Source organism: Shewanella sp. MF05960, assembly GCF_050849305.1.
Classification (GTDB): Bacteria; Pseudomonadota; Gammaproteobacteria; order Enterobacterales; family Shewanellaceae; genus Shewanella.
Window position 1 is genome coordinate 53,325 of the sequence record NZ_JBOZPS010000015.1, and the last position, 24,808, is coordinate 78,132.

At 43.2% G+C, this 24,808-nt stretch carries 20 protein-coding genes and 2 pseudogenes; 13 read left to right on the top strand and 9 right to left on the bottom strand.

Annotated elements, in window-relative coordinates; translation table 11 throughout:
• The first annotated feature begins 21 nt into the window (after window positions 1-21).
• The 3 genes from ACROAE_RS14955 to ACROAE_RS14965 are packed head-to-tail and all read left to right on the top strand — an operon-like array spanning window position 22 to window position 2,846.
• Complete coding sequence (locus ACROAE_RS14955) at window positions 22-1,440, top strand: sensor histidine kinase (protein ID WP_432403130.1); 1,419 nt, start codon at window positions 22-24, stop codon at window positions 1,438-1,440.
• A 31-nt stretch (window positions 1,441-1,471) separates the two neighbouring features.
• Entirely contained in the window at window positions 1,472-2,023 is a 552-nt protein-coding gene (locus tag ACROAE_RS14960; RefSeq protein ID WP_432403132.1) for a response regulator transcription factor, read from the top strand.
• Window positions 2,024-2,039: 16 nt separating this feature from the next.
• Window positions 2,040-2,846 (top strand): alpha/beta fold hydrolase, encoded by an 807-nt coding sequence (locus tag ACROAE_RS14965; RefSeq protein WP_432403134.1) that lies wholly within the window; start codon window positions 2,040-2,042, stop codon window positions 2,844-2,846.
• Between the two features lie 181 nt (window positions 2,847-3,027).
• On the opposite strand, the gene ACROAE_RS14970 is transcribed toward ACROAE_RS14965, so the two are convergent.
• The 5 genes from ACROAE_RS14970 to lspA all read right to left on the bottom strand — a co-directional run bounded on the left by ACROAE_RS14970 (window position 3,028) and on the right by lspA (window position 7,572).
• Complete coding sequence (locus ACROAE_RS14970; protein WP_432403136.1) at window positions 3,028-4,080, bottom strand: methionine synthase; 1,053 nt, start codon at window positions 4,078-4,080, stop codon at window positions 3,028-3,030.
• Between the two features lie 56 nt (window positions 4,081-4,136).
• Window positions 4,137-5,111 (bottom strand): DUF1852 domain-containing protein, encoded by a 975-nt coding sequence (locus ACROAE_RS14975; protein ID WP_432403138.1) that lies wholly within the window; start codon window positions 5,109-5,111, stop codon window positions 4,137-4,139.
• A 969-nt stretch (window positions 5,112-6,080) separates the two neighbouring features.
• The gene (locus ACROAE_RS14980) at window positions 6,081-6,347 is read right to left on the bottom strand and encodes a hypothetical protein (protein WP_432403140.1); all 267 of its coding nucleotides are present in this window, start codon (window positions 6,345-6,347) and stop codon (window positions 6,081-6,083) included.
• Between the two features lie 111 nt (window positions 6,348-6,458).
• Window positions 6,459-6,968: a hypothetical protein gene (locus ACROAE_RS14985; protein WP_432403143.1), complete on the bottom strand. Its 510-nt coding sequence runs from the start codon at window positions 6,966-6,968 to the stop codon at window positions 6,459-6,461.
• A gap of 115 nt (window positions 6,969-7,083) precedes the next feature.
• Complete coding sequence (lspA, locus tag ACROAE_RS14990; protein WP_432403145.1) at window positions 7,084-7,572, bottom strand: signal peptidase II; 489 nt, start codon at window positions 7,570-7,572, stop codon at window positions 7,084-7,086.
• 151 nt (window positions 7,573-7,723) lie between these two features.
• Between lspA and ACROAE_RS14995 the strand changes: the two are divergent.
• Window positions 7,724-7,942 (top strand): annotated as a pseudogene (locus ACROAE_RS14995) (hypothetical protein); the annotation flags it as partial.
• A gap of 437 nt (window positions 7,943-8,379) precedes the next feature.
• On the opposite strand, the gene ACROAE_RS15000 reads toward ACROAE_RS14995, so the two are convergent.
• Together ACROAE_RS15000 and ACROAE_RS15005 are read right to left on the bottom strand one after the other, a co-directional pair.
• Window positions 8,380-9,186: a hypothetical protein gene (locus tag ACROAE_RS15000; RefSeq protein WP_432403147.1), complete on the bottom strand. Its 807-nt coding sequence runs from the start codon at window positions 9,184-9,186 to the stop codon at window positions 8,380-8,382.
• Window positions 9,187-9,748: 562 nt separating this feature from the next.
• A complete protein-coding gene (locus tag ACROAE_RS15005; protein ID WP_432403149.1) occupies window positions 9,749-10,231 on the bottom strand; it encodes a hypothetical protein in 483 nt (160 codons plus the stop codon).
• Window positions 10,232-10,475: 244 nt separating this feature from the next.
• On the opposite strand from ACROAE_RS15005, the pseudogene ACROAE_RS15010 reads away from it, so the two are divergent.
• Window positions 10,476-10,813 (top strand): annotated as a pseudogene (locus ACROAE_RS15010) (group II intron maturase-specific domain-containing protein); the annotation flags it as partial.
• Between the two features lie 81 nt (window positions 10,814-10,894).
• Here ACROAE_RS15010 and ACROAE_RS15015 read toward each other — a convergent pair.
• The gene (locus ACROAE_RS15015; RefSeq protein ID WP_432403151.1) at window positions 10,895-11,635 is read right to left on the bottom strand and encodes a hypothetical protein; all 741 of its coding nucleotides are present in this window, start codon (window positions 11,633-11,635) and stop codon (window positions 10,895-10,897) included.
• A gap of 1,293 nt (window positions 11,636-12,928) precedes the next feature.
• Here ACROAE_RS15015 and ACROAE_RS15020 point away from each other — a divergent pair.
• Entirely contained in the window at window positions 12,929-14,704 is a 1,776-nt protein-coding gene (locus ACROAE_RS15020) for a protein adenylyltransferase SelO (RefSeq protein WP_432403153.1), read from the top strand.
• A 68-nt stretch (window positions 14,705-14,772) separates the two neighbouring features.
• Here ACROAE_RS15020 and ACROAE_RS15025 read toward each other — a convergent pair whose 3' ends face one another.
• The gene (locus ACROAE_RS15025; RefSeq protein WP_432403155.1) at window positions 14,773-15,645 is read right to left on the bottom strand and encodes a hypothetical protein; all 873 of its coding nucleotides are present in this window, start codon (window positions 15,643-15,645) and stop codon (window positions 14,773-14,775) included.
• Between the two features lie 282 nt (window positions 15,646-15,927).
• Here ACROAE_RS15025 and ACROAE_RS15030 point away from each other — a divergent pair, with 282 nt between their 5' ends.
• The 7 genes from ACROAE_RS15030 (at window position 15,928) to prpF (ending at window position 24,740) form a co-directional block, all read left to right on the top strand.
• On the top strand, window positions 15,928-16,578 hold the full coding sequence (locus tag ACROAE_RS15030; protein ID WP_432403157.1) for a hypothetical protein: 651 nt from the start codon (window positions 15,928-15,930) through the stop codon (window positions 16,576-16,578).
• The gene (locus ACROAE_RS15035) at window positions 16,571-17,416 is read left to right on the top strand and encodes a DUF3307 domain-containing protein (protein WP_432403159.1); all 846 of its coding nucleotides are present in this window, start codon (window positions 16,571-16,573) and stop codon (window positions 17,414-17,416) included. Before ACROAE_RS15030 ends, ACROAE_RS15035 begins: the two co-directional genes overlap by 8 nt.
• A gap of 611 nt (window positions 17,417-18,027) precedes the next feature.
• Window positions 18,028-18,672: a GntR family transcriptional regulator gene (locus ACROAE_RS15040; protein WP_432403161.1), complete on the top strand. Its 645-nt coding sequence runs from the start codon at window positions 18,028-18,030 to the stop codon at window positions 18,670-18,672.
• Between the two features lie 53 nt (window positions 18,673-18,725).
• Window positions 18,726-19,604, top strand: coding sequence for a methylisocitrate lyase (gene prpB / locus ACROAE_RS15045; protein ID WP_432403163.1), 879 nt, complete (start codon window positions 18,726-18,728; stop codon window positions 19,602-19,604).
• Window positions 19,605-19,696: 92 nt separating this feature from the next.
• Complete coding sequence (gene prpC, locus ACROAE_RS15050; RefSeq protein ID WP_432403165.1) at window positions 19,697-20,821, top strand: bifunctional 2-methylcitrate synthase/citrate synthase; 1,125 nt, start codon at window positions 19,697-19,699, stop codon at window positions 20,819-20,821.
• Window positions 20,822-20,901: 80 nt separating this feature from the next.
• Complete coding sequence (gene acnD, locus ACROAE_RS15055) at window positions 20,902-23,496, top strand: Fe/S-dependent 2-methylisocitrate dehydratase AcnD (RefSeq protein ID WP_432403167.1); 2,595 nt, start codon at window positions 20,902-20,904, stop codon at window positions 23,494-23,496.
• 74 nt (window positions 23,497-23,570) lie between these two features.
• A complete protein-coding gene (prpF, locus tag ACROAE_RS15060) occupies window positions 23,571-24,740 on the top strand; it encodes a 2-methylaconitate cis-trans isomerase PrpF (protein WP_432403169.1) in 1,170 nt (389 codons plus the stop codon).
• Window positions 24,741-24,808 lie beyond the last annotated feature (68 nt).

Genomic DNA, 24,808 nt, shown 5'->3' on the forward strand with positions numbered 1-24,808 from the left:
GAATAAGTTAGGATGATAAATATGGCAAATCTGAATCTGCCTTTTAGTGCAAATCAACAACAATTAGCATTGTTACGATTGGTTAACTGGGGCCTAAAAATAGGCCTTATTGTGTTTGCGGCTGATTTATTTGGCTTAACCACACCGCCAACAACCTTAAGTTATGTATTGATTATCGAAGCGTGTTATGTGGGGTTTAGTTATCGATTTCATCGCCTGAGTATCGACAATCACGGTTTATTGTTTTTAACCTTATTACTCGACACCTTATTTTGGGCCACCTGGTTGTATTTCACCGGCGGTGCCACCAACGCGTTTGTTTCATTATTACTGCTGCCGATAGCCATTTCAGCAATTACCTTACCTCGTTGGGCGCCCTGGTCGTTAACGGCGTTGTCGACTGCGGTTTATAGTTTGATGATTATCAATATTCCTGATCATAGCGCTGATGATACAGTTAACACTGCCGCTGATATGCATGCGGGCCATGATATGAGCCAAATGGCAATGGACATGCCTGCCAATCCCAATATGAGTCACGGCATGAATATGAGCATGGACATGGGCTCACATTATTTAGGCATGTGGTTCAATTTTGTTATTTCAGCGTTAGTGTTAACCATTACCGTGGGCTTTATTGCTAAACGTATTCGGCAAAAAAATGTTGAGTTACGTTATTTACGTGAAGCGCAATTAAGGCAAGAAAAGATCCTTGCTTTGGGTACCGCATCAGCGCAAATGGCGCACCAACTCGCCACGCCATTGGCAACGTTACGCTTATTAGTGGATGAAATATCAGACACAGCCCATGATGCCGAGCAAACTGAATTACTGGCAGATATGCAGCAAGCACTCAACCGCTGTGAAGTGACCTTAAGCGACTTACGCTTAGCGACTGAGTCCATTCGCGAGCAAAAACTGTTGCAACAATCGGTTGCTAAGCTAGTGGCCTTGCTGTCAGAGCAGGTCAGTTTATTAATGCCCGAAACACAATTAAGCCTGCATATTTCCCCTGAAGCAGAAACCGCCATTTTGCATACCGACATGAGTTTACTGCCGGCGTTATTGGCGCTCATTCAAAATGGCGCCCAGGCTAGCGAAGACAATCAACAAGGTGCCAAAGTCGACATTAATATCAGCGTATCGCAATCGCAATCGCTATCTCGTTCTCCATCTCGTTCGCCATCTAGTCAGATAATGCCTCAAGAGATCAGCATTATTATTCGCGACTATGGCGTGGGTATTGCGACACATTTATTATCCACATTAGGCCGTAAGATGGTTAATAGCCCTAAAGGCATGGGGATTGCGGTATTATTAAGCCACACCAGTTTTGAGCGTTTAGGGGGCAAGTTATACCTTAAAGCGCATCCACAGGGCGGCACAGAAGCCATCGTGACCTTACCATTAGAAACCAAAGCGGATCACACAGGGGTTTAACGGTTATCGTTAAGGGTACATTGAGACGTAGATGAATAAATTACTCATAATTGAAGATGATAGCGCGTTAGCGACTATTTTAGCGCGTCGTCTTACTCGCCACGGTTTTGAATGTAAAACCTGTGACAATGCCAGCGACAGCTTACTAATGGCCAGACAATTTGTGCCAACGCACATTGTACTCGACATGAAGTTGGCACAAAGCAATGGGTTGTCGTTAATCAAACCGTTAAGGCTGCAATTGCCCCATGTGTATATGGTATTGCTTACCGGCTTTGCCAGCATTGCCACTGCGGTAGAGGCGATACGTTTAGGCGCCGATAACTATCTTGCTAAACCTGTCGACACCCAAACACTGCTCAATGCGCTACATTCATCCAGCACGACTTTTAGTGCAGAACCCGATGAATTTGAAGCCATCGCCGAGCAACCCCTCAATCCCAAACGTGTAGAATGGGAGCACATTCAACAAGTGCTCGCCAATAATAATGGCAACATATCAGAAACCGCCCGCCAACTCGGCATGCATCGCCGTACTTTGCAGCGCAAGTTATTAAAAAAGCCCACGGCGGATAATCGATAGTGTTTAAGGAAAGTTTATGAAATTCGCATTACTGCTTTTATTGTCTTTGTTTGCTTTTAATGTTTTCGCTGAAATCAGTTTTATTAAAGTGAATGGTTATAACGTCGAATACGAAGTTAAGGGTAAGGGGCAACATATTGTTTTTCTTGAGGCAGGGGGCTCTGCAGGGTTATCGGATTGGGATTCAATTTTTGAACATCTAGCCAAAGAAACTAAAGTCATTCGCTACTCGAGAATTGGTAATGGTCACTCTGATAATATTAAAAAGAACTACTCGTCAGAACAATATGCTCAAGAAGCTTTTCTGCTTCTGTCGGCTTTAAACATCGAACAACCTGTGGTTTATGTGGCTCATTCTTATGGCGCGTATATCGCAAGACGATTCTCTGCATTGTATCCAGACAAAGTCTCGGCTCTAATGCTAGTTGAGCCTGCTTCAGAACATGATGTAGATATAATGAGGAAAATTGATTTAAAGTTAGCCGAAAAACAAATTGCCCAAGTGAAGTTGGATGACCTTGCTAATGGCATGTCCAATCAATACTTAGATTTTTGGTCAAAACGTCCATTACCGGATTACCCACAAATCGCAGATATTCCCGTCACTGTGATCGCATCAACCAAAAAATTTAACCAACCGCACCTCCTGCTTTTTACCGATCAAGCTCGTGATATGTGGGGCCAACTACATTCTGATTGGGCTCATGCTTTTCCACAGGGTAAAGTTGTTTTAACGGATAAAAGCTATCATTACCCTCAAAATGATGAACCTGATATGGTTGTTGCAGAAATCGCTGAGCTACTGTCACGTATTAAACGCTAACATGTATAAGCCGCCTACCAACTCAGCGGCTTTCTGTGCTAGTGATTAAAAAAGTCCGCGGTGGATCATCGATAGTGTTGATGGTTGAATAATATGAGGTGATATACGGCCTGCAACAATTAACGCATTAATATACTAATGTGATTGCAGGCTCATTTTAATGAATATATTAACCGTATAGCTAACGTGTTTTAGCTAAAAGCTCGTTTCTAACGATGTCAGCACCGGCAGTTAAGGCTTTAAGTTTGTCTCTGGCTACTTGATGAGATAACGGCGCCATGCCGCAGTTGGTGCAAGGGTAGAGCTTGTCTGCATCAACAAATTGCAGGGCTTTGCGTAACGTGTCTGCCACTTCCTCTGGAGTTTCTATGGTATTGCTTGCCACATCAATCGCGCCAACCATGACTTTTTTACCGCGAATGAGCTCAAGCAGTTCTATTGGCACATGAGAGTTGTGGCATTCGAGAGAGATGATATCGATACTCGATTGTTGCAGTTTAGGAAACGCTTGCTCATATTGACGCCACTCTGAACCTAAGGATTTTTTCCAGTCGGTATTGGCTTTTATGCCATAGCCATAACAAATATGTACCGCGGTTTCGCATTTAAGGCCTTCTATGGCTCGTTCTAAACATGCGATGCCCCAATCATTCACCTCATCAAAAAACACGTTAAATGCTGGTTCATCAAATTGAATAATATCCACTCCCGCAGCCTCTAACTCTCTGGCTTCTTGATTGAGTATGATGGCAAATTCCCAGGCAAGTTTTTCGCGACTTTTATAATGATCATCAAAAAGTGTATCTATCATGGTCATGGGGCCAGGTAGCGCCCATTTAATCGGTTGCGTGGTTTGTTGGCGTAAAAACTTGGCGTCTTCAACAAAGACTGATTTTTGCCGACTCACAGGCCCTACAACGGTAGGGACGCTAGCATCATAGCGATCACGAATTTTAACGGTTTTACGTTTTTGAAAATCAACGCCGTTGAGGTGTTCAATAAAGGTAGTGACAAAGTGTTGCCTTGTTTGCTCGCCATCGCTAACAATATTTATGCCTGCTTGCAGTTGGTCGTGTAATGACAAACGCAGCGCATCTTGTTTGCCAACAACTAACTCGTCACCTTGTAATTTCCAGGGGGACCACAGTGTTTCAGGTTCGGCCAGCCATAAAGGTTTAGGCAAACTGCCAGCCGTTGAAGTCGGTAACAGCGTATTTTTAAGCGATGTTTTCATAGTAGTAATGCCATCAATTGGGGTTAACGTTTAACGCAGGTTATTAAGCCTAGCAATTACGCATAATGAGCAGACCATTGTTCAAGCACTGCTTGGTAGGGCTTAATAAAGTGCTCCACTGCAAATTTGCCTTGCTCACTAGCCAGTTGGCTACGTTCGGCGCGATCGTAAACAATCTGAGTGAGTGAATGATCGAGGTTGTTTAAGTTCGGTTGATAGCATTTTCCTGCCACGGCATTAGCATTATAAATCTCAGGACGGTAGATTTTTTGAAAGGTGCCCATGGTGCTAATGGTGCTTATCAGTTCAAGGTGGCTGTAGTCATTGAGTAAATCACCCACAAAATAAAACGCGAGCGGCGCCACGGTATTGGGCGGCATAAAGTAACGTACCTGTAAGCCCATTTTCTGGAAATATTGCTCAGTTAACGACGACTCATTGGGCAGGTATTCAACCCCTAATACCGGATGTTGATTCTCTGTACGCTGATAGGTTTTGTTATCGGAAACACTGAGACAGATAACCGGTGGCTTAGTAAAGTGCTGTTTGTAAACATCTGAATTCACAAAAGACTTAAACAGCTTGCCATGCAGTTCGCCAAAGTCCATTGGAATACTAAATTGAGCTTGGTCTTTGTTATGTTCTGGCAGTAAGACACTGAAGTCGTAATCGCGTAAATAAGATGAAAAATTATTGCCAACAATACCGTCAATGCGTTTGTTGGTTTTGCTATCCACAATGGTGGTTTTCAAGATTTCAATCGACGGGAAGGCTTGGCCACTGCCTGCTATATCGATATTGACCGAAATGATTTCAAGTTCGACAGTATAGCGATCGCCTCTAGGGTTATCCCAATGCGCTAAGGCATTAAAACTATTGTCTATCATTTTTAACGCGTTGCGTAAGTTGGCCTGACGATAGCTTCCACGGGCTAAATTGGCAAAGTTGGTGGTGATCCGCGTTGTGTCTGTGGGATGATAGTTTTCATCAAGACAAATGCTATTAACGGTAAAGGTAAATTGTTTATTCATGATGTTGTGGTTCCCATTTTTCTGCTCTCAAACTCGAATTAATGCGTTACTCATCGCGCTGATTGTTAAGTCAGTAGAGCTCAGCACTTTTTCAAACTGACGGCTTAAGTAACAGCTTAATATCAAATCTACATAAGCTTGCTAAGCGATGAGTCATTTATACGTGGTTTGGCACATCAACAAAAACGGGTTTATTTCACCTGCAACATGAGCGCAATTCATCATCAGTAAACAGTGTGATTAGCATAGGCAGTCGCCTGAAGTTAACATTGGTTGTTAGCGACTTTTTTCGTTCTTCCGGCAATGGTTTGAGCCAGGATCCAGATGTTTCATTAACCGTCGTCCCGGCAATGCTTTTGAGCCGGGATCCAGATGTTTCATTAATCGTCGTCCCGGCAATGCTTTTAAGCCGGGATCCAGGTGTTTCATTAATCGTCGTCCCGGCAATGCTTTAAGCCGGGATCCAGGTGTTTACGTTGTACTTTTGTCGTTTATGGACAGCGGCCACTATCGTCGCTTCGCCCACACCATAACAAAAGTGGCCAACTAAAGTTGGTCACTAATTTAGATGCTATCTAGCTCATTTTTGGACGGAAAGTGTTAAAAAATTTAACGCAGACTAAATGATAGTGCTAGGTAACGATACTCAATGTAATCACTTCTATGACACGCGGTAAACCCATCCCTGGGCGCTCTGCGAAAACATCCCTGTTTTCGAAGGTCATAGCTGCGATGACATCCACCGTATAGTTATCTTCGATTTAACCTTGTTTGTAATTGAACGATCGAATGCATTTTTGGACATAAATTAGCTTGTAGGACAAGTATTGAACTGTTTTTATCCCTACTAAATAGCTAACCAAAAAGTGAGTTAGGTCATTTCTTTAAAGAGAGTAAATGAACCGCTCTGTGCGGAGCCGCATGCAGGGTGGTGAGGGGGCTGGAGGCTAGATACCTTCGGCTACCCGATTATAAGCCATCTTTAGCACCATGCGTAAAAAGTAAAAATTTTGGGGCATACCCTGTGATTGTTACATGAGCAGATATATAGCCCATTAAAAAAGTAACCACAATAATAACCCAAATAAAATGATCATACGGCTCTGTAAAAGCAATAAAGATTATCATTGGGACTAACAAAAGTGACAGTACAAAGATAAAGCCTGATAGCACTCTGAACGGAGTTCTGACTTTAGCTAATTGTTCCCCCGATATACTCATACTTTCCTTGCTCATAACGCTTTGCTAAGGGGCAATTGACTATTGGCTATACTTGAGCGAAGCGCCAAGCCAACTGTTAATTGTCCCAGTGAGTGTGCGAACGAATTTGAGCAATTAGTTATGTTGCTACTTTAACCAAAACAAGCCAGATAAATTAACTACTTTTAAAAATGGCACTAAATTTTGTTCATCTGAATAACAAACTAGATGTGTATCGTCATAATATTGCTGATACCAAATACCTAAAGCAGGAATAACAAAATCTACATGGCCTGCATCGTCCATATTATCTAATCGTTGTTGCAACAGTTCAGGCGATCTAGGTGCTTTAAATATGACTTTTCCACCTCGATATTTAACCATATAAACATCGAACTCTTGGATGATTAATTGATATAGTTTTGACCATCTAAGGTCTCGTTGGATCCGTTCTACTTTTGAGACATTATCAATCAATTCAATTGCTTCATTATAATTAAGAAAATGGTCAAAAATACAAACCCTTGCATTAAATGGAAAATCTTCAAGATCACAATCTTTATTTTTTAATTGAGGAAATTGATTATGTAGTTTTTCAGACTCTTTCAAGTTCATTACTTTAAATGTACGCATGACTCTCAATTCTAATTGCAACATAACGCCCGCTTCACGGGCAACTTGTAGTGAAGCATTTTTGTGTGATACTGGCGCGTAGCGACAACACAAAAATGCGAAGCGAAAAGTTGTCCCAGTGGAAGCGCTTGATAGCAGGCTACTGCGTTTTGGGTTTCATTTGAGAAAATATTAGAATGAAAACACCAACCATTATTGCAATATCCGCTACATTAAAAATCCCAGTTCGTATTGTACCTACACCAACATTTAAGAAGTCTATAACAGCACCATTATTAACAACACGGTCATAGAAATTACTAACGCCTCCAGAAAAGACTAAAGACAAAGCGAATAACGAATGCATTGATTGTTTAGAGTTAGTAATTAAATACCACAACAAACCAGCTAGAAAAATTCCAACTACAACAACGAACACCCAAAATCGAGTTTGCTCAGGTAAGTTGTTCCCTAAACCAAGGAAGGCGCCAATATTTTCCGTATACCCAATCCTTAACAGGTCGAAGTAATAGCTATCCATTTTTGCTTTTGGTAAATATTCAGTAGCAAATGTTTTAGTAGTTTGATCACATCCAATAAGTAACAATGACACTACAAATGTAATAATAGTTCTCGTCCAAATTTTCATAATAATGCAAGTCTCCATGCCTGCTAACGCCGTTTTCTAGGGAATCCCCTGATAATTACTTTTATTTTCAATTTAGTAGACACGCATGGTGCTATCTGATCTAATCAATTTCGCCACTTATTCCTATAAGAAGGCTACTAAATATAACGCCATGTGTGCTCCTGTTAAACTTAAGCATATACTACACGATTTGCTTAAAAAACAATGCCCCAAAATTCATCAAAAACGTCTTAATTCTCTGATGGTTGCCACTGAATCACTACTCGATGGAAATCAATTGTCACTCACTCAGCTTGGTCGCAATATTACAGGCTCTGTGGCGGCTAAACATAACATTAAACGTATCGATCGACTCTTAGGTAATCATCACTTCAAAAAAACATGCCACCCATTTTTAAGCAGCTGTTGCTTGTGGGAGGCCTACCTCACGAAGTGTTTTGGGTATCACAAGTAAAGGCCCTTGGCGTAGCTCGACTCTTGTTTTCAGTGATGTCCAGGGACACAGAAAAATATTGAGTAATGCCAAGCTCGAATAAATCTCGAGTAAATAGTTAAGAAAATAGGATTATATTCACTAAAAGATGGATGGGTCGCAGTTCATTATTGTAATAAATAGCTAACCAAAAAGTGAGTTAGGCCATTTCTTTAAAGAGAGTAAATGAACCGCCCTCGGCAACATCACCAGCGATGCTCTACCCGGAGCGAATGCCATGTTGATGCCTGGAGCGTCATTGACCATTCATTCGTGCGCGGAGCCGCATGCAGAGTGATGTGTGGGCTGGAGGCTAGATACCTCCGGCTACTAGATTAGCCATTTGCCTCTTCTGTCTTTTCCTTAAACACCGTTTCAATTGCGCCTTTAGCTGTATGATCAATGATATAGGTGTTGCTTCGTTGAGGTTGCGCAAATATTATACTGTTTGAATAGTTTGAGAAAACCCGCTCATTTTCATAGTATTGGCTACCAGATGATGAACGATTGAATCTCTTTGAATTTATAGAATCTTTGGACAGGAACTCCTGAAAATGTCGTGCATCTTCCGGCTGAATACCTTCAAAGAATCTAACTAGCGCATTAAATTTAAGCTCATCGAATCTACGCCATAACTCATTTTCCAAAATATCCTTTGCTACAGCAGTCAATGACGCAGATTCATACTGTTCACCAACGGCTGGAGTGTAAATAATGTTGAAGTTCTTCAGGGTGAACAAAGGAGCCCCTTTTTTAACTCGAACATGATTCTGCCTTTTTAGTTCTTGGATTATGTAAAGTTGAAATATATCTAATGTTTCAAATGCGCGGCTTATAACTTCTCGATTCTTTAAGCTCTTCGACTCTGCATTCTTGGCATCCTCTGCGGCCTTTGTCAGTCTCTCTCTTTCTTCTTGCCGATTCTGGAAATAAGAATATATAAGCCCAATGACTCCATAGACCAAGCGAACTGAGGTAATAAATGTTAATCCTCTTAGAACCGTTTCAGATACTGAATCTATTGAGACTAAGTCTTTAGAGGCACAAGCCAGAATCGCTAACGAAACAGTGAATATGGCTATATTCAACCGCATGTCTTTTGCTTTTGTAAGAAGCTCCAAAACCTCTTTAGAACTCTGCACTAAGTTTTACTCCGAATTGATGCCTAACGCCGCAAGCAAAGGCGTACTTTAGCGCGTACACCCCGCAGGGCTATTTTGCCTTGTTAAAGGTTGCTTGCCGCGATGCCCGCTATTATTAATATTACTATACTTAACATGAACCAATTGCCGAACTTACTACTAGCAGTAGATTCTTGATCGCTAATTGGTTTCAGTGGGAGTGACGCCAACTCGCCAAAACGACCAGCAAGCCAAATGAAAGGTATGGCTACTAAAACATAAATGTTATTGCTGACAAAGAATACATAAATTGTCAGTGTTATTGCCAGCCAAGAAACTAAAAATGGCCATGCTGATTGAAAACCAAACCGATACTTTGAGTGAACATAACTCAACTTACCGCAGCTACTACATTTTGCAGGCGTGTCAGACCCGCACCAGAACTTGGCCCATATTCCTATTCCATTATTCTCGCAGTGTGGACACTGAAACATGAAAGACCTTTAACGCCGCATTAAGCGGACAAAAATAGTTGGTTATAATGTGGAGCGAAACTGAACCTAAAAAACTGTTTTTACCTCGTTTAAATGCCTTGTATTCTTTGTGCTACATAGTTAGGAACATCTATTTTCTCGCCACCATTCGTGAAATGAGAATCAAAAGCGTATGCCATTTTCTCTAAAGGTGCTTCGTCATATCCCGAAGTTTGAATTTCAGTTATATAGCGTTCCATAAATGGTATTGCACCTAAATGCCCCCATTGTGCAATATGGACAAGTTCGTGAAAATGTAAGCGCAAATCCGGAGCTTGCTGAGGAAGAACATAATAAGTGTTTTTGTACGTAATTCCGTGCACTTCCATATCGATAAAGTCACCCAACCCCATTTGGCGTAATTCAGGAAAATCAGGCTTGGGGATTGTATCGACAATCACAAAATATGATTTTTGAAGGAACTCTAAAGGATAAAAGCCTTTGAATTCATCAAAGAATTTAGAGCAGGAAATCCTTTGTTCTTGGTACTCAATGTTCGTCTGATCAATCCATTTTTCAATTTGATGCAACATTAGAGACTCCAGAAAAATATAACGCCAAAAGCATGGGCGCGGTTTTTTGCGTCCAATGCCTTTACTTGTGTACGCCCTGGATGGGCATGAACTAATGAGGTGAAAGTCCTCTGTAGAAAGGTCACCGTTACTATTAACTATAAGAGAATAACATCCTGTTATTAAACGTTAACTACTAGCGAATGGCAAGGGCTTAATCGCAAGGTTTGGTAGGAAGAAGCGGCTAGCCTTCTTATGATAAAGAATGCAAGGCTGGATCAATTACTTTGGCATTGCTAACGCTTATCAAGGATGTGTCGCTGATTGTTTATAAAGAATGACCATTGGATCCGACGTCGTGTTCGTATGTGTTACTGGCGTCAGTGGCGAAAACCACGGACTAAGGTACAAAACTTACTTAAGCGTGGCGTCAGGATCCAAGTGGCTGTTGGTTGTGGTATCACAAGCAAAGGTCCATGGCGAAGTTCGAAAACACCTGGGATACAGCAAGCGCTGAGTAATGAATATCTGAAGAAAGCAGGATTATATTCACTAAGAGATGGATGGATCGCAGTTCATTATCCTAACCAGAAAGTCAGTTAGGAGTTCTAAATGAACCGCCCTGTGCGGAGCCGCATGCAGGGTGGTGTGGGGGCTGGAGGCTAGATACCTCCGGCTACCCGATTAGAATTGATTACCACACACACCTCTAGTAACAGGGACAGGTAGCTTATATTTTTTTACCACATCAATAATTGCTTCGAAAAACCACTGTTCTGCATCAGGGTGAACATATACCTCTTCTATTAACGCACTGAGGTCTACAGGTATTTTATAACCAGGAGGACAGTCTTTACTGTAATGGTGCTCTCTAGACTTTATATATAAACGCACTTCTTTTTCAAAAGAGAAATGCGGTCTCTTAATAAAAAATGGTTGTCGAGAACATTGTAAAGAGGGAAGGCTATCAAAATCTAAGTACTGAACATCATCCAAAGCTACTTCGAGTGAAAACTTCATTACATCCTCCAAGTTAAAGCAACTCTTCAATTTGGAACTGTCAGTTTTTACAGCGACAGAGTTTTCTGATTCACCATAAATTTCCCACATAATCATGTTTTCATCTGCATTCTTATGCCAACATGTAAAGTATGAATTGTTTTTTACATATTCTTCATAATCAAATGCATTCTTGATTTGGCTATCACTAGTTATTTTATCTTCAGACTTCAATCGTTCGTATATTACATTTAATTCGTCTTTCATTTCTTTAGAAAAAGAACCTTCCCGCTTATCTTTTAAGGTATTTGAACGCGCTAGCCACAACTCACCTGTACTTAAAAGTGAAAGGAATTTTGACACATCCATGTATTTCCATAGGGCAATATCATCTTCAAGGTATTCCGTAATTATTTTATATTGCAAAACTCATCCTAAATTCTAACAGCTTATTGAAAGGCAAAGTAAATTTAAAGTCGGCCGTTCAAGTTATTGATTAATAACATCCTACATTTGCTAACTTATTGTTGTAAAGCAGTTTTATTTAACTCATCTGGCAAATAAAAACGAGGTTGCGCGTTAAAAGTGGCCCCAAGATTCTACAATAAATAAAAATTAATTTATTTCAATGCATTACAAAATAAACAAATTATTTATCGTACTGCTTTGGTTTGTTTTTTAGCCGAATTAACTTAAAAAAACACTAAACGCCATTACAACAGCTTTTATTTACATTACACACAACATAAAGGTTGGGATTATGGCTCACACAGGATACTGATCCGATATTTTTAAGTCAGTTAAGATGTACAGTTAGACGCTGGGCGAAGCGCCACGACTTGAGTGGTCGCAGGCCATGAACACAAAGCGACCAAACAACAAAAGCTAACACCTGGATCCCGGCTAAAAAGCATTGCCGGGACGACGAGCGGGTTGTAACAGGCCTTTTGGCCCGAGTAGAATTCAGTCGAATAAGATATAAGTAACTAATAAACAATACTTTATGTTTTTTTTTGAAAATGCCTAAGTTCAACTCCGAAATTGAGGCCGTTGAAGAAAATGACGTGAGCTAGCCATGGATGGCGAGCTAGCTTTAGAGGGGAAGGGACGCCCCATCTGAAGCGTTAGCATTTTCGAATAAGGCCGAGGCGGACTAAAAATAAAGTTAAAAGCTGGATCAGACCACGTCGCGAAATTATTGTTTTTAAGATAATTTTGATGTGGCGGCTGGGAGATCCAAGAGGGAACAGCCGTTGGTTTCCTCTTGGTCTGGTGTGGGCGAAGCGCCACGACGTTAGTGGCCGCAGGCCATATGTACAAAACAAAAACAACAAACACCTGGATCCCGGCTCAAAAGCATTGCCGGGACGACGAGCGGGTTGCAACAGGCCTTTTGGCCCGTGCAGGGTGGAACCTTGCGATCTTAATCTGGTGTGGGCGAAGCGCCACGACGTTAGTGGCCGCAGGCCATAGCAGATATGATGGATCATCATATGACATGATTTCAATTTTGCAGATGTAGCAAAGTCTGCTTTTCATTAGTACAAGCTGTCGTTACCATAGGTTTGGTTTCTCTCAGGCTATTTCAAATATCACAGCGCAGGCCTTCGATATATGCTGAAAAGTTCCATTGCAAAATTTGAACAAATCGACTCATCGTCGATACGATGAGCCATCAAGTTGTGAACAAACCTTCTACTCAATTAACCAGGTATCCCTATGACTAATCAACTGTCCCCGCAAAAAAACGCCACTGTCGAGACAGTGAAAGACCTTGCTAAATGGGCCAATTACTCGTTGATGAACACACTTAAACGTGATCCTGATGCAACATCTCATGGTGCAGATCATAGGCCAAGGCAAGTATTTTCGGGCCACTATGTTCCCGTTAATCCCACACCGATTGAAAACCCTGAATATGTCGCCCACAGCAGTACTTTTTTTAAAGAATTAGGTTTTGCTGACAGCATGGCGCAGTCGGCTGATTTTATGCGCGTGTTCTCCGGTGACCTTTCAGATGTTCCAGAGCCAATGAGCAAGCTTGGTTGGGCATGTGGTTATGCATTATCGATATATGGCACCGAGTACATTCAGCAATGTCCTTTCAAAACTGGTAATGGTTATGGTGACGGCCGGGCGGTGTCTGTGCTTGAAGCGGTTATCAATGGCAAGCGTTGGGAGATGCAACTTAAAGGGGGCGGACGTACGCCATATTGCCGCGGTGCAGACGGTCGCGCGGTATTGCGCTCAAGTGTACGTGAGTTTTTAGCCCAGGAGCACATGCATGCGCTGGGTGTACCCACGTCTCGTTCGCTCAGTTTATATGTGTCTAAAACCGAAACAGTGCAGCGCCCGTGGTACTCCGAAGGCTCGCGTGAGCAAGACCCCGATCGAATGATCACCGAAGCCGTGGCGATTTCCACACGTGTGGCACCGTCATTTATTCGGGTAGGGCAGCTTGAGCTTTTTGGCCGCCGCGCCCGCAAACATGAACACCCGCAAGCGATGGCAGAGCTTGAACAGTTGGTGTTGCACTTAATTGATCGTGAATACGCCGATGTTATCGACCCGCAGCTCTCCTTGCTCGATAAAGTGCTGAAGCTCGCAAGTGAGTTCCGTAGCCGTTTAACGTCATTGGTGGCTAACTGGGTGCGTGTGGGTTATTGCCAGGGTAACTTTAACAGCGATAACTGTGCCGCCGGTGGCTTTACCCTGGATTACGGCCCATTTGGTTTTTGCGATGTGTTTAACCCACAATATCAACCGTGGACAGGCGGCGGCCAGCACTTTGCCTTTTTAAATCAAGACGCAGCCGCTGAGCGTAACTACTTGATGTTTTGCACCGCATTAAGCCCATTACTGGCAAATGAAGCTGATGGTTTAGATGAGCTTCAGCAATTAGTTAATGATTTTTCTACCGAGATGCAAACAAAAATGGAGCAGATGTGGGCGACTAAATTGGGGCTTAACCGCTTTAACGCGGCGCTATTTACTGAGCTTAGCACCCTGATGCAGCAAACCTCTGTTGATTACACAATGTTTTTCCGTGAACTCTCATCGTTGCCTGATGATATTGAGCCACTGACAAAAAGCTTTTACCGAGAGTTATCGCAAGGGGCGCAAGAGTCTCAAGGGTTAGAGCAACGCTGGGTGGCCTGGTTAGCACAGTGGCATTCGCTACTAAGCACTGAGGCCAATAGCGATGACACTAACGATGACACTAGTGATGACATTAGCGTATTGACTCGCAGCCGTGACGATATCGCCAAGCAGATGAAACAGGTTAACCCTAAGTACAGCTTGCGTGAATGGTTATTGGTACCAGCTTACCAACAAGCAAGCCAGGGTGATTATACCTTGCTGCGCGAACTGCAGGCTGTGATGACCGATCCTTACGCCGAGCAATCTCAAGAGGTAGAGGACAGCTTTTATCGCCTTAAGGCATCTGAATATTTTGCTATCGGTGGTTTGTCGCACCTGAGCTGCTCGTCATAAGGTTGAGCTAACGACTACGTATTGATAACACACTTGATTGGTTTATTGGTAGATGAGCGTTGGAAGGTTTAAGGAGCTGCCTTCCAAAATTCATCTAAACTGCCACAATCTGTTTTTCCATAAAGGGCATCACCATAGCCAAACTGCCTATTATAGAGTTCAAACATTGAAAAATGTTCTATCCAAACAACGGCTCCGTCTTTAATGCCATAAGAATAAGACGGGCCGTTGTAGGTTAATACGTTGGCATCTATTACAGAATGAGTTTGCTCTGGCTGACCTAACTGAGCGAGTATATGTTCTTCTGTTTCGCCGAGTTGAATGGTGCTTGCTAGCTCGTAGCGAGTCGTAATGGTTTTCTGCTCATCTTCAGTCTTTCCTGTCACTTCATCATGGATCATGAAAGGTGCAGCGACGAGCAGTGCTGGTGAATAGATAATGAGCGTTAAGGTATTGGCTATCACTGTATGTGCAGGCGTTTTTTCTGTGGTTGTTTTTGGATGATTAATGCGAAAATTAAGCCCCTTACTTAATTGGTCTTTTGATTTTATCCAATCATGGTAGGGCGTTATCCCCGTACTTAGCCAGTGTTTTCCATTGGTTTTAAACAGTGTTCGGCAGGATAATAAGTCACTAACATCGTCATCTAACATGACTGATTGTAATGTGTCGTCTTTAAAGTAAAGGCCGATGTTGACGTTGGTGTCGACATTTATTGCTTCAATATAAGAGTAAATACTCGCACCTTCTATAACATCGAATGTATGAATGCGTGGGTAAGTTATCAGTTTCAGTACATCTTGCTTCGATTTACCCAAATAAAGTTGCTTAAGAATACGCTCTTGCGCTGAAACGAACTGTTCAGCCGGTATGTGTTCTATTGACTGCTGGGCACTACAACCAGTGAGTAATACCGTGATAATCATTACAATTCGTAGCATCGAGTTTTTCTCACTTTCGAAGAATGTAGCAGTATTATATTGATTCGTGGGCAATGTAAATAACCTAAGACCCAAATCTTAAAACCTAATGCTCTGAGCATAATAAAACTACAATTGACAATTATTAGCCGTTAATGGCTAAATGTTAATATTTAGCCATTAACGGCTAAATTCATCGGTAAGGCTTGTGCAATTAATCGCTATTAGCCAAAAGTGGCTAAATTTGCATTATTAGCCTAAAGTGGCTAAATTGGTATCAGTCTGCAAACAAAGGAGCCTTGTGTGGAGTCTACTTATAAACCGATAGCGGTGATTGTTGGCGATGTTGTTGACTCAACCAAGCTTACATCAGCCCAATTTGAGCAACTACTTGAACGGATTAAAATAATACAGACATGGATCAGCGAAGGGCATAGCGCCAATGCGCACAGTATTGAGCGCGGAGATGAGTTTCAGTCTGTGGTGCATGATATTGAAAATGCCTTGAGATACACCATTATCTACCGCATTGGCATTAAAGCGCTGGGTAAAGCCTTCGATAGTCGCATTAGTTTTGCCATTGCCGCGAATGCCGATTTACGTGAATCGGTGTCTGAGTCGATGGGGCCTGCATTTGTGCTTTCTGGCCGAGGGCTTAATGGCCTTAAAAATGAACGGTTATTGTTTAGCTCCGATAGGATCACGCTCACAGAGTACTTTGACTTGCTGTTTAAATACCTTGATAAACAACTGAGCGAGTTAACCTCGCGCCAATGCGAAGTTATGTTGCCCATGCTTCGCACCAATCAAGAATTGTCGATCAGTGAATTAGCAGAACAGCTTGATGTGGCGACAGCGACTGCGAGTAAATCACTTAAAGCGTCAGGTTGGCCATTAATTAATGAGTTGAACAATCGGTTTATCGACAAAGTCGCGGGGATCAAATATGACTGATTTTTTCGGCGTGCTTATTCCATTTTTGTGTATTCACATCATTTGTGATTTTTATCTTCAACCCGATAGCTGGGTTGAGGCTAAAAAAGCACACACTTACCGTTCACCTGAGCTTTACTATCACTCACTGTTACATGGCATTGGCTTAATATTACCTGCAATGGTACTAGGCATTGATTGGCGTTCAACGGTTTGCTTAGTTGTGATTGTTGCCGTGACGCATTTTGTTATCGATTTATGGAAAGTGACCACACCCAAGGGCGGTAAGTTAGCCTACTTTGTGATTGATCAGGCTTTGCATATGTTGGTACTGGTTGCGATTGCGTTTCATGTGACAAATGGCGCATCGATTGAGGCCGTGTTAACGCATGAGCACTTTTCAGATGGGGTGTTAGTGGTGTTTGCTTACTTGCTTATCCTTAAGCCAACTTCAATTGTGATAGGCGCTGTGCTGAGCAAATATCCCATCGATAACTCAGCGATAGGTACTGGCACAGCAGAAAAAGCTGAAAATACCGACACTGTGACAACTGTTGTTCCTGTTAAAGATGGTGATGCTAATCAAGATAGAGCGACCAGTATTAGCGGCCTGGTTGCCGGTGGTGAGTTAATAGGTTACCTGGAACGATTATTAATACTGACGTTTACGCTGGTGGGCAGTTATGCCGCGGTAGGCTTTGTATTAGCCGCTAAGTCAATATTCAGGTTTGGTGAATTAAATCAATCAGCTAACCGCAGCATGACAGAATATGTATTGATTGGCTCATTATTGTCGGTGGTGATCACCACCCTTATCGGGGCATTAGTTTCATTAGGCTTAGGTGTAAAACTGAAATAAATCAGCTGATCTGGCGTGGCTTCTATGGCAGAAAACACATAAAAAAAGGCCTCTAAATCAATAGAGGCCTCATAATCTTATACAGATTAAAAGCGATACCTATAATCAGCGTTTATCCCCATTCCCATAGCAGATAGACGCTGAGTATAGTCACCAAGCATTGCGTAGACAGTTGATCATATTCAATCAAGTTTACATGCCATTCTCAATCAAGCCATTCAAAATCTGACTGAATCAATCTCATCAAGATGACATTTAATTCCACATCAAATATAACCAAACAATAACTGAGCGTGTACCAAACAAGACTAACATCAGCGTTAAATAATTTACTGAACACTATTTAAAAAGGGGGATATCACTGACGTTATCCTTAGACTGATTTTGCATAACCTTTGCCAAAGTGGCAATCACAAAAGCGCTATCTGCGACAATGTGTCGCAGGCAGTATCACAATAGCAGTGATATTTACGTAGTACGGACTCTTTTTACACTTTGTCGACAATAACTCGGTATTTATGGTTGTTTTATGTTCTAAACTTGCTATATTGTCGACAACTTGTTTTTCGTTACTGTTTTTAATGCCCGTTTTTATTATCCAAGGTATGAATATGATCCAGCCGGTGACTTCTGCAGATAAGACCTTTGTAGCCCTGAGAGACGATATAGTCGAAGGTCGTATTCAGGCCGGGTCGAAATTGAGCGAAACTGAATTGTCGACAAAGTATGCGGTCAGTCGCGCGGTGATCCGTGAAGCCATTAATCGCTTAGAGGCGTGCCATATTGTTGAGCGTAAAGCCAATGTGGGTGCCCGTGTCGTGGCGTTATCTCCGCAAGGGTTGATTGAACTGTATCAAGTGCGTGAATCGCTTGAAGGTATGGCCGCGCGGTTAGCGGCAAAAAACATGACCGATGATGAAATCGCTGATTTAAGCCGCTTATTACAATCTCATTTTGACGAGGTCAAAGGTGGCGAGTCTTATTATCAAGAGGCTGGTGATGTGGATTTTCATTATCGAATTATTTTAGGTAGCAAAAACAAACACCTAATTTCAATGCTGTTTGATGGCATTTATCATTTAGTGCGCATGTATCGCGTGCAACTTGGCATGGCGGGGCCGCGAGTGACCACCGCTTATGATGAACACAAACACATTGTTCAGGCCATTTTAAATCGTGACGCAGAATTAGCCGAAATGCTGATGCGTCGCCACATTTTATATTCTAAAAACAGTATTGAACGTAAATTATCGTAATCGCAACACGTGGCGTTTAACGTCACTCACGACATTGTATAAAGGGGAATAGCATGAGCGCAGGTAAAAAATTTCGTCAAGCATTAGCTAATAACAAACCATTGCAAATTGTGGGCACCATTAATGCTTACTCAGCGATGATGGCGAAACAAATTGGTCATCAAGCGATTTACTTGTCGGGTGGCGGTGTCGCAAACGCATCATACGGCTTACCGGATTTAGGCATGACATCGCTTAATGATGTGCTGGTGGATGTGCAACGTATTACCTCAGCCTGTGATTTACCTTTATTGGTCGATATTGATACCGGTTGGGGCGGGGCGTTTAACATTGCTAAAACGGTTCGCGATATGGAAAAAGCCGGAGCAGCCGCAGTGCACATGGAAGATCAGGTAGCGCAAAAGCGTTGTGGTCACCGTCCTAATAAAGAAATAGTGCCAGTAGAAGAAATGGTTGACCGTATTAAAGCGGCGGTTGATGCGCGCACCGATCCAGACTTTTTCATTATGGCGCGTACCGACTCATTTGCTCAAGAAGGGTTAGAAGCGGCTATTGAACGTGCAAAAGCCTATGTAGCAGCAGGTGCAGACGGCATTTTTGCTGAAGCCATTAAAACAGAAGAGCACTATCGCGCCTTTGCTGAGGCATTAGATGTGCCTATTTTGGCTAACATTACTGAATTTGGCCAAACCGAATTATGGAATAAACAGCAGCTAGGCGAGTGGGGCGCAGCAATGGTGTTATACCCATTAAGCGCATTTAGAGCCATGAACAAAGCGGCCGAAATGGTCTACAGCGCCATATTAACCGATGGTGACCAAAAAGCGGTGGTTGACAGCATGCAAACGCGCATGGAACTTTATGATTACCTGGGTTACCACGATTATGAACAAAAATTAGACAGCTTATTTGCCGAAGGTAAAAACAAATAAGCGTATCAATATAAAAAACAACAAGATTCAAAACCCTACATATGTGTGTCCTTGATGGGGGCACACAGCAAGCATAAGAAGGAAGATATATCATGGTAGACAAGAAATTATCAGGTGCAGGATTACGTGGTCAAAGTGCTGGCGAAACCAAATTATGTACCGTAGGTAAATCAGGTTCTGGCCTGACGTACTGTGGTTATGATGTGTCAGATTTAGCCGATAACGCCACCTTTGAAGAAGTCGCCTACTTATTATTTAATGGCGAATTGCCAACTCAAGCGCAATTAAGTGCTTACAAAGCCGAGTTAACAGCGCAGCGTGACTTACCCGATGCGTTAAAAGCGGTACTAAAGCTTATTCCAGCTGACGCTCACCCAATGGATGTGATGCGTACCGGTTGCTCGTTTTTAGGTAACCTTGAACCAGAAGTTGATTTTACTCAGCAACACAAAGCTGCCAATCGTTTGCTTGCCGCATTCCCTGCCATTATGTGTTACTGGTATCGCTACAGCCATGACGGTGTAGAAATTGATTGCACTACAGATGAAGAATCTCTGGGTGGACATTTTCTTAAACTGCTTCGCGGCGAAACGCCTTCAGCACAACACCGTAAAGTGATGGATGTGTCGTTAATTCTTTATGCAGAGCATGAATTTAACGCCTCAACCTTTACCGCTCGTGTGTGTGCATCGACCTTGTCTGATATGTATTCATGTGTGACTGGCGCTATTGGTTCATTACGCGGCCCATTACATGGCGGCGCTAACGAAGCCGCTATGGACATGATCCAAAAATTTAGCTCACCTGCTGATGCAAAAGTACAGATGGCGTTAATGCTTGAGCGCAAAGAAAAAATAATGGGCTTTGGTCATGCTATTTACAGTGTGTCTGATCCACGTAATGTGATTATTAAAAAATGGTCTGAAAAGCTGGCTCACGAAAACGGCGACACCTCGTTATACGACATCTCTGTCGCGTGTGAAGAGTTTATGTGGGACACCAAAAAGCTATTTTGTAACGCTGACTTTTTCCATGCATCGGCTTATCACTTTATGGGCATTCCAACAAAACTGTTCACCCCAATCTTTGTGTGTTCACGCTTAACCGGTTGGGCTGCACATGTGATGGAACAGCGCTCGAATAACCGCATTATCCGCCCAAGTGCTGATTATGTCGGTAGCGAGCCCCGTAAAGTTGTGCCAATTAGCCAACGTTAATCCACTGGCTGAGCCTCGAAGCTCGGCTTTTTCGATTTTGATAGTCGATCATCCAATTTGTATTAACTGTGGATATAGTTATGAATACTCAATACCGTAAATCTTTACCTGGCACCAAGCTCGATTATTTTGATACTCAAGAAGCGGTTAACGCCATTGAGCCTGGCGCTTATGCCAAACTGCCTTATTGTTCACGTGTGTTTGCCGAGAACTTAGTGCGTCGTTGTTCACCTGATATGTTGGTGGACTCGTTAAAGCAGTTAATTGAACGTAAACGCGATTTAGATTTCCCGTGGTTTCCTGCGCGAGTGGTGTGTCACGATATTTTAGGTCAAACCGCGTTAGTAGACTTAGCCGGCCTTCGTGATGCTATTGCTGAAAAAGGCGGTGACCCGTCGAAAGTTAATCCTGTTGTGCCAACGCAATTAATTGTCGATCACTCACTGGCTGTTGAGCATGCCGGTTTTGAAAAAGATGCGTTTGAGAAAAACCGCGCCATTGAAGATCGCCGCAATGAAGACCGTTTCCATTTTATTAACTGGACTAAAACCGCGTTTAAAAATGTTGATGTTATCCAACCGGGTAACGGCATTATGCATCAAATCAACCTAGAGAAAATGTCTCCAGTGGTCCATGCCCTTGATGGCGTGGCATTTCCAGACACCTTAGTCGGCACCGACAGCCACACACCGCATGTCGATGCGTTAGGCGTAATCGCCATCGGTGTTGGTGGATTAGAGGCCGAAAGCGTGATGCTGGGCCGCGCATCGTATATGCGTTTGCCAGACATTATTGGGGTTGAAGTTACCGGTAAACCGCAACCAGGCATTACCGCGACTGACATCGTATTAGCGCTAACAGAATACTTGCGTGCCCAAAAAGTCGTGTCGTCATATTTAGAGTTTTATGGCGAAGGCACCACCCATTTAACCTTGGGTGATCGTGCAACCATTACCAACATGACGCCTGAATACGGCGCCACAGCCGCGATGTTTTATATCGATAGACAAACTATCGATTATTTAACCTTAACCGGTCGTGACGACGAGCAAGTAAAACTGGTTGAGACTTATGCCAAGCAAGCCGGCTTATGGGCCGACACCTTAACCGAAGTTGACTATGAACGTGTGTTACATTTCGATTTATCAACCGTTGGACGTAACATTGCTGGCCCGTCAAATCCGCACAACCGCGTACCAACATCTGAGCTTGCTGCTCGTGGTATCAGTGGCGTGGTTGAAAACGAGCCGGGTAAAATGCCAGACGGTGCGGTGATTATTGCCGCTATCACCAGTTGTACTAATACCAGTAATCCGCGCAATATGATTGCTGCAGGATTATTGGCGCGTAATGCCAATGCCCGCGGTTTATTGCGTAAGCCTTGGGTGAAATCATCACTGGCTCCTGGTTCAAAAGCGGTGCAATTGTATTTAGAAGAAGCAGGCTTATTACCCGAACTTGAAAACTTAGGTTTTGGCATTGTTGGTTTTGCCTGTACCACGTGTAATGGCATGAGCGGCGCATTGGATCCTGTGATTCAACAAGAAGTGATTGACCGTGATTTATACGCCACAGCAGTATTGTCGGGTAATCGTAACTTTGATGGCCGTATTCATCCTTACGCAAAACAAGCATTCTTGGCTTCACCACCATTGGTCATAGCGTATGCCATTGCCGGTACCATTCGTTTTGATATCGAAAAAGATGTGCTTGGTATTGATAAAGAGGGCAATGCGGTCACGTTAAAAGACATTTGGCCAACCGATGAAGAAATCGATGCAGTGGTTAAAGCCAGTGTTAAACCAGAACAGTTCCGCAAAGTCTATGAGCCTATGTTCGACATAAAAGTTGAATATGGCAGCCATGTTAATCCGCAATACGACTGGCGCCCACAGAGCACTTATATTCGTCGTCCACCTTATTGGGAAGGCGCATTAGCAGGCGAGCGCACCATGAAAGGCATGCGTCCGTTAGCGGTATTAGGCGACAACATTACCACTGACCATTTATCACCATCGAACGCGATTATGCTCGACAGCGCCGCAGGTGCTTATTTGGATAAAATGGGTTTACCAGAAGCAGACTTTAACTCTTATGCGACTCACCGTGGTGATCACTTAACGGCGCAACGTGCCACATTCGCGAACCCGAAACTGTATAACGAAATGGTGCAGGAAGATGGCAATGTGCGCCAGGGTTCGTTAGCTCGTATAGAGCCTGAAGGCCAGGTAACCCGTATGTGGGAAGCCATTGAAACCTATATGGAGCGTAAACAGCCACTGATTATTATTGCCGGAGCTGATTATGGCCAGGGTTCATCTCGTGACTGGGCAGCAAAAGGTGTACGTCTTGCGGGTGTTGAAGTGATTGTTGCCGAAGGCTTTGAGCGTATTCACCGCACCAACTTAGTAGGCATGGGCGTGTTACCGCTTGAATTTATAAAAGGTGAAAACCGTCATACCTATGAGATTAACGGCACTGAAACTTATGATGTTGTCGGTAACCGTCAACCGGGAGCCATGATGTCTGTTGTCATGACGCGTCTTGATGGCGAGCAAGTCACCATTCCAGTTAAATGCCGTTTAGATACCGCTGAAGAGTGCTCAATTTATGAGGCGGGCGGCGTACTACAACGCTTTGCTCAAGACTTTTTAGCCAACGAAGTCGCTAGCTAATTAACGTCGCTTTTTGATGTATCGGCAGTTTGTTATCAAGCTGCCGTTTTCTTATTTGATTTTAGGATGTTGTCATGGCTCATTTACCACAAATTAAAATCCCTGCCACCTATATGCGTGGTGGCACCAGCAAAGGGGTGTTTTTCAGCTTAACGGATTTACCCGAAGCCGCCCAGGTTGCTGGCCCTGAGCGCGATGCCTTGTTGTTGCGTGTTATCGGCAGTCCAGACCCATATGGTAAACAGACCGATGGCATGGGCGGGGCAACGTCAAGCACCAGTAAAACGGTTATTTTATCTAAAAGTACCCAAGCAAATCACGATGTCGACTATTTATTTGGTCAAGTCTCAATTGATAAACCCTTTGTCGATTGGAGCGGTAACTGCGGTAATTTAACCGCAGCAGTGGGATCGTTCGCTATCAGCAATGGCTTAATTGACTCAAGCCGTGTGCCGCACAATGGCACCGCAGTGGTACGGATTTGGCAAGCCAATATCCAAAAAACCATTATTGCCCATGTCCCTATTACAGACTGTGAAGTACAAGAAACAGGCGACTTTGAACTGGATGGCGTGACTTTTCCGGCTGCTGAAGTGCAAGTGGAGTTTTTAGACCCTGCAGACGGCGAGGGCGCGATGTTCCCAACGGGTAACGTGGTTGATGTGTTAGAGGTGCCAGGTGTGGGTAGCTTTAATGCCACCATGATTAATGCAGGCATTCCGACTATTTTTATTAATGCTGCCGATATTAATTATCTGGGCACAGAGCTGCAAGATGACATTAATAATGATGACAAAGCCCTCGCTATGTTTGAAACTATTCGTGCTTATGGTGCGGTTAAAATGGGATTAATTGAGCACATTGATGAAGCTGCCGCGCGTCAACACACGCCAAAAGTGGCCTTTGTCGCACCCGCCGCTGAGTATGTATCATCAAGTGGTAAAGCAGTGACCACTGCCGACATCGACTTAGTGGTACGTGCATTATCTATGGGTAAACTGCATCATGCGATGATGGGTACAGCCGCTGTCGCTATTGGCACCGCAGCAGCTATTCCTGGCACCTTAGTGAATTTAGCCGCAGGCGGTGGTGAGCGCAGTGCTGTGCGCTTTGGCCATCCGTCGGGCACATTACGTGTGGGCGCTGAAGCGCAATTGGTTGATGGCCAATGGCAGGTTAAAAAAGCCATTATGAGCCGCAGTGCTAGGGTATTGATGGAAGGTAAAGTGAGGGTGCCGCAATAACCTGAATTGATCATTTAGCATGAAAAAATAAAACCTTGGAATACCAAGGTTTTTTTTTGCCGATTTAA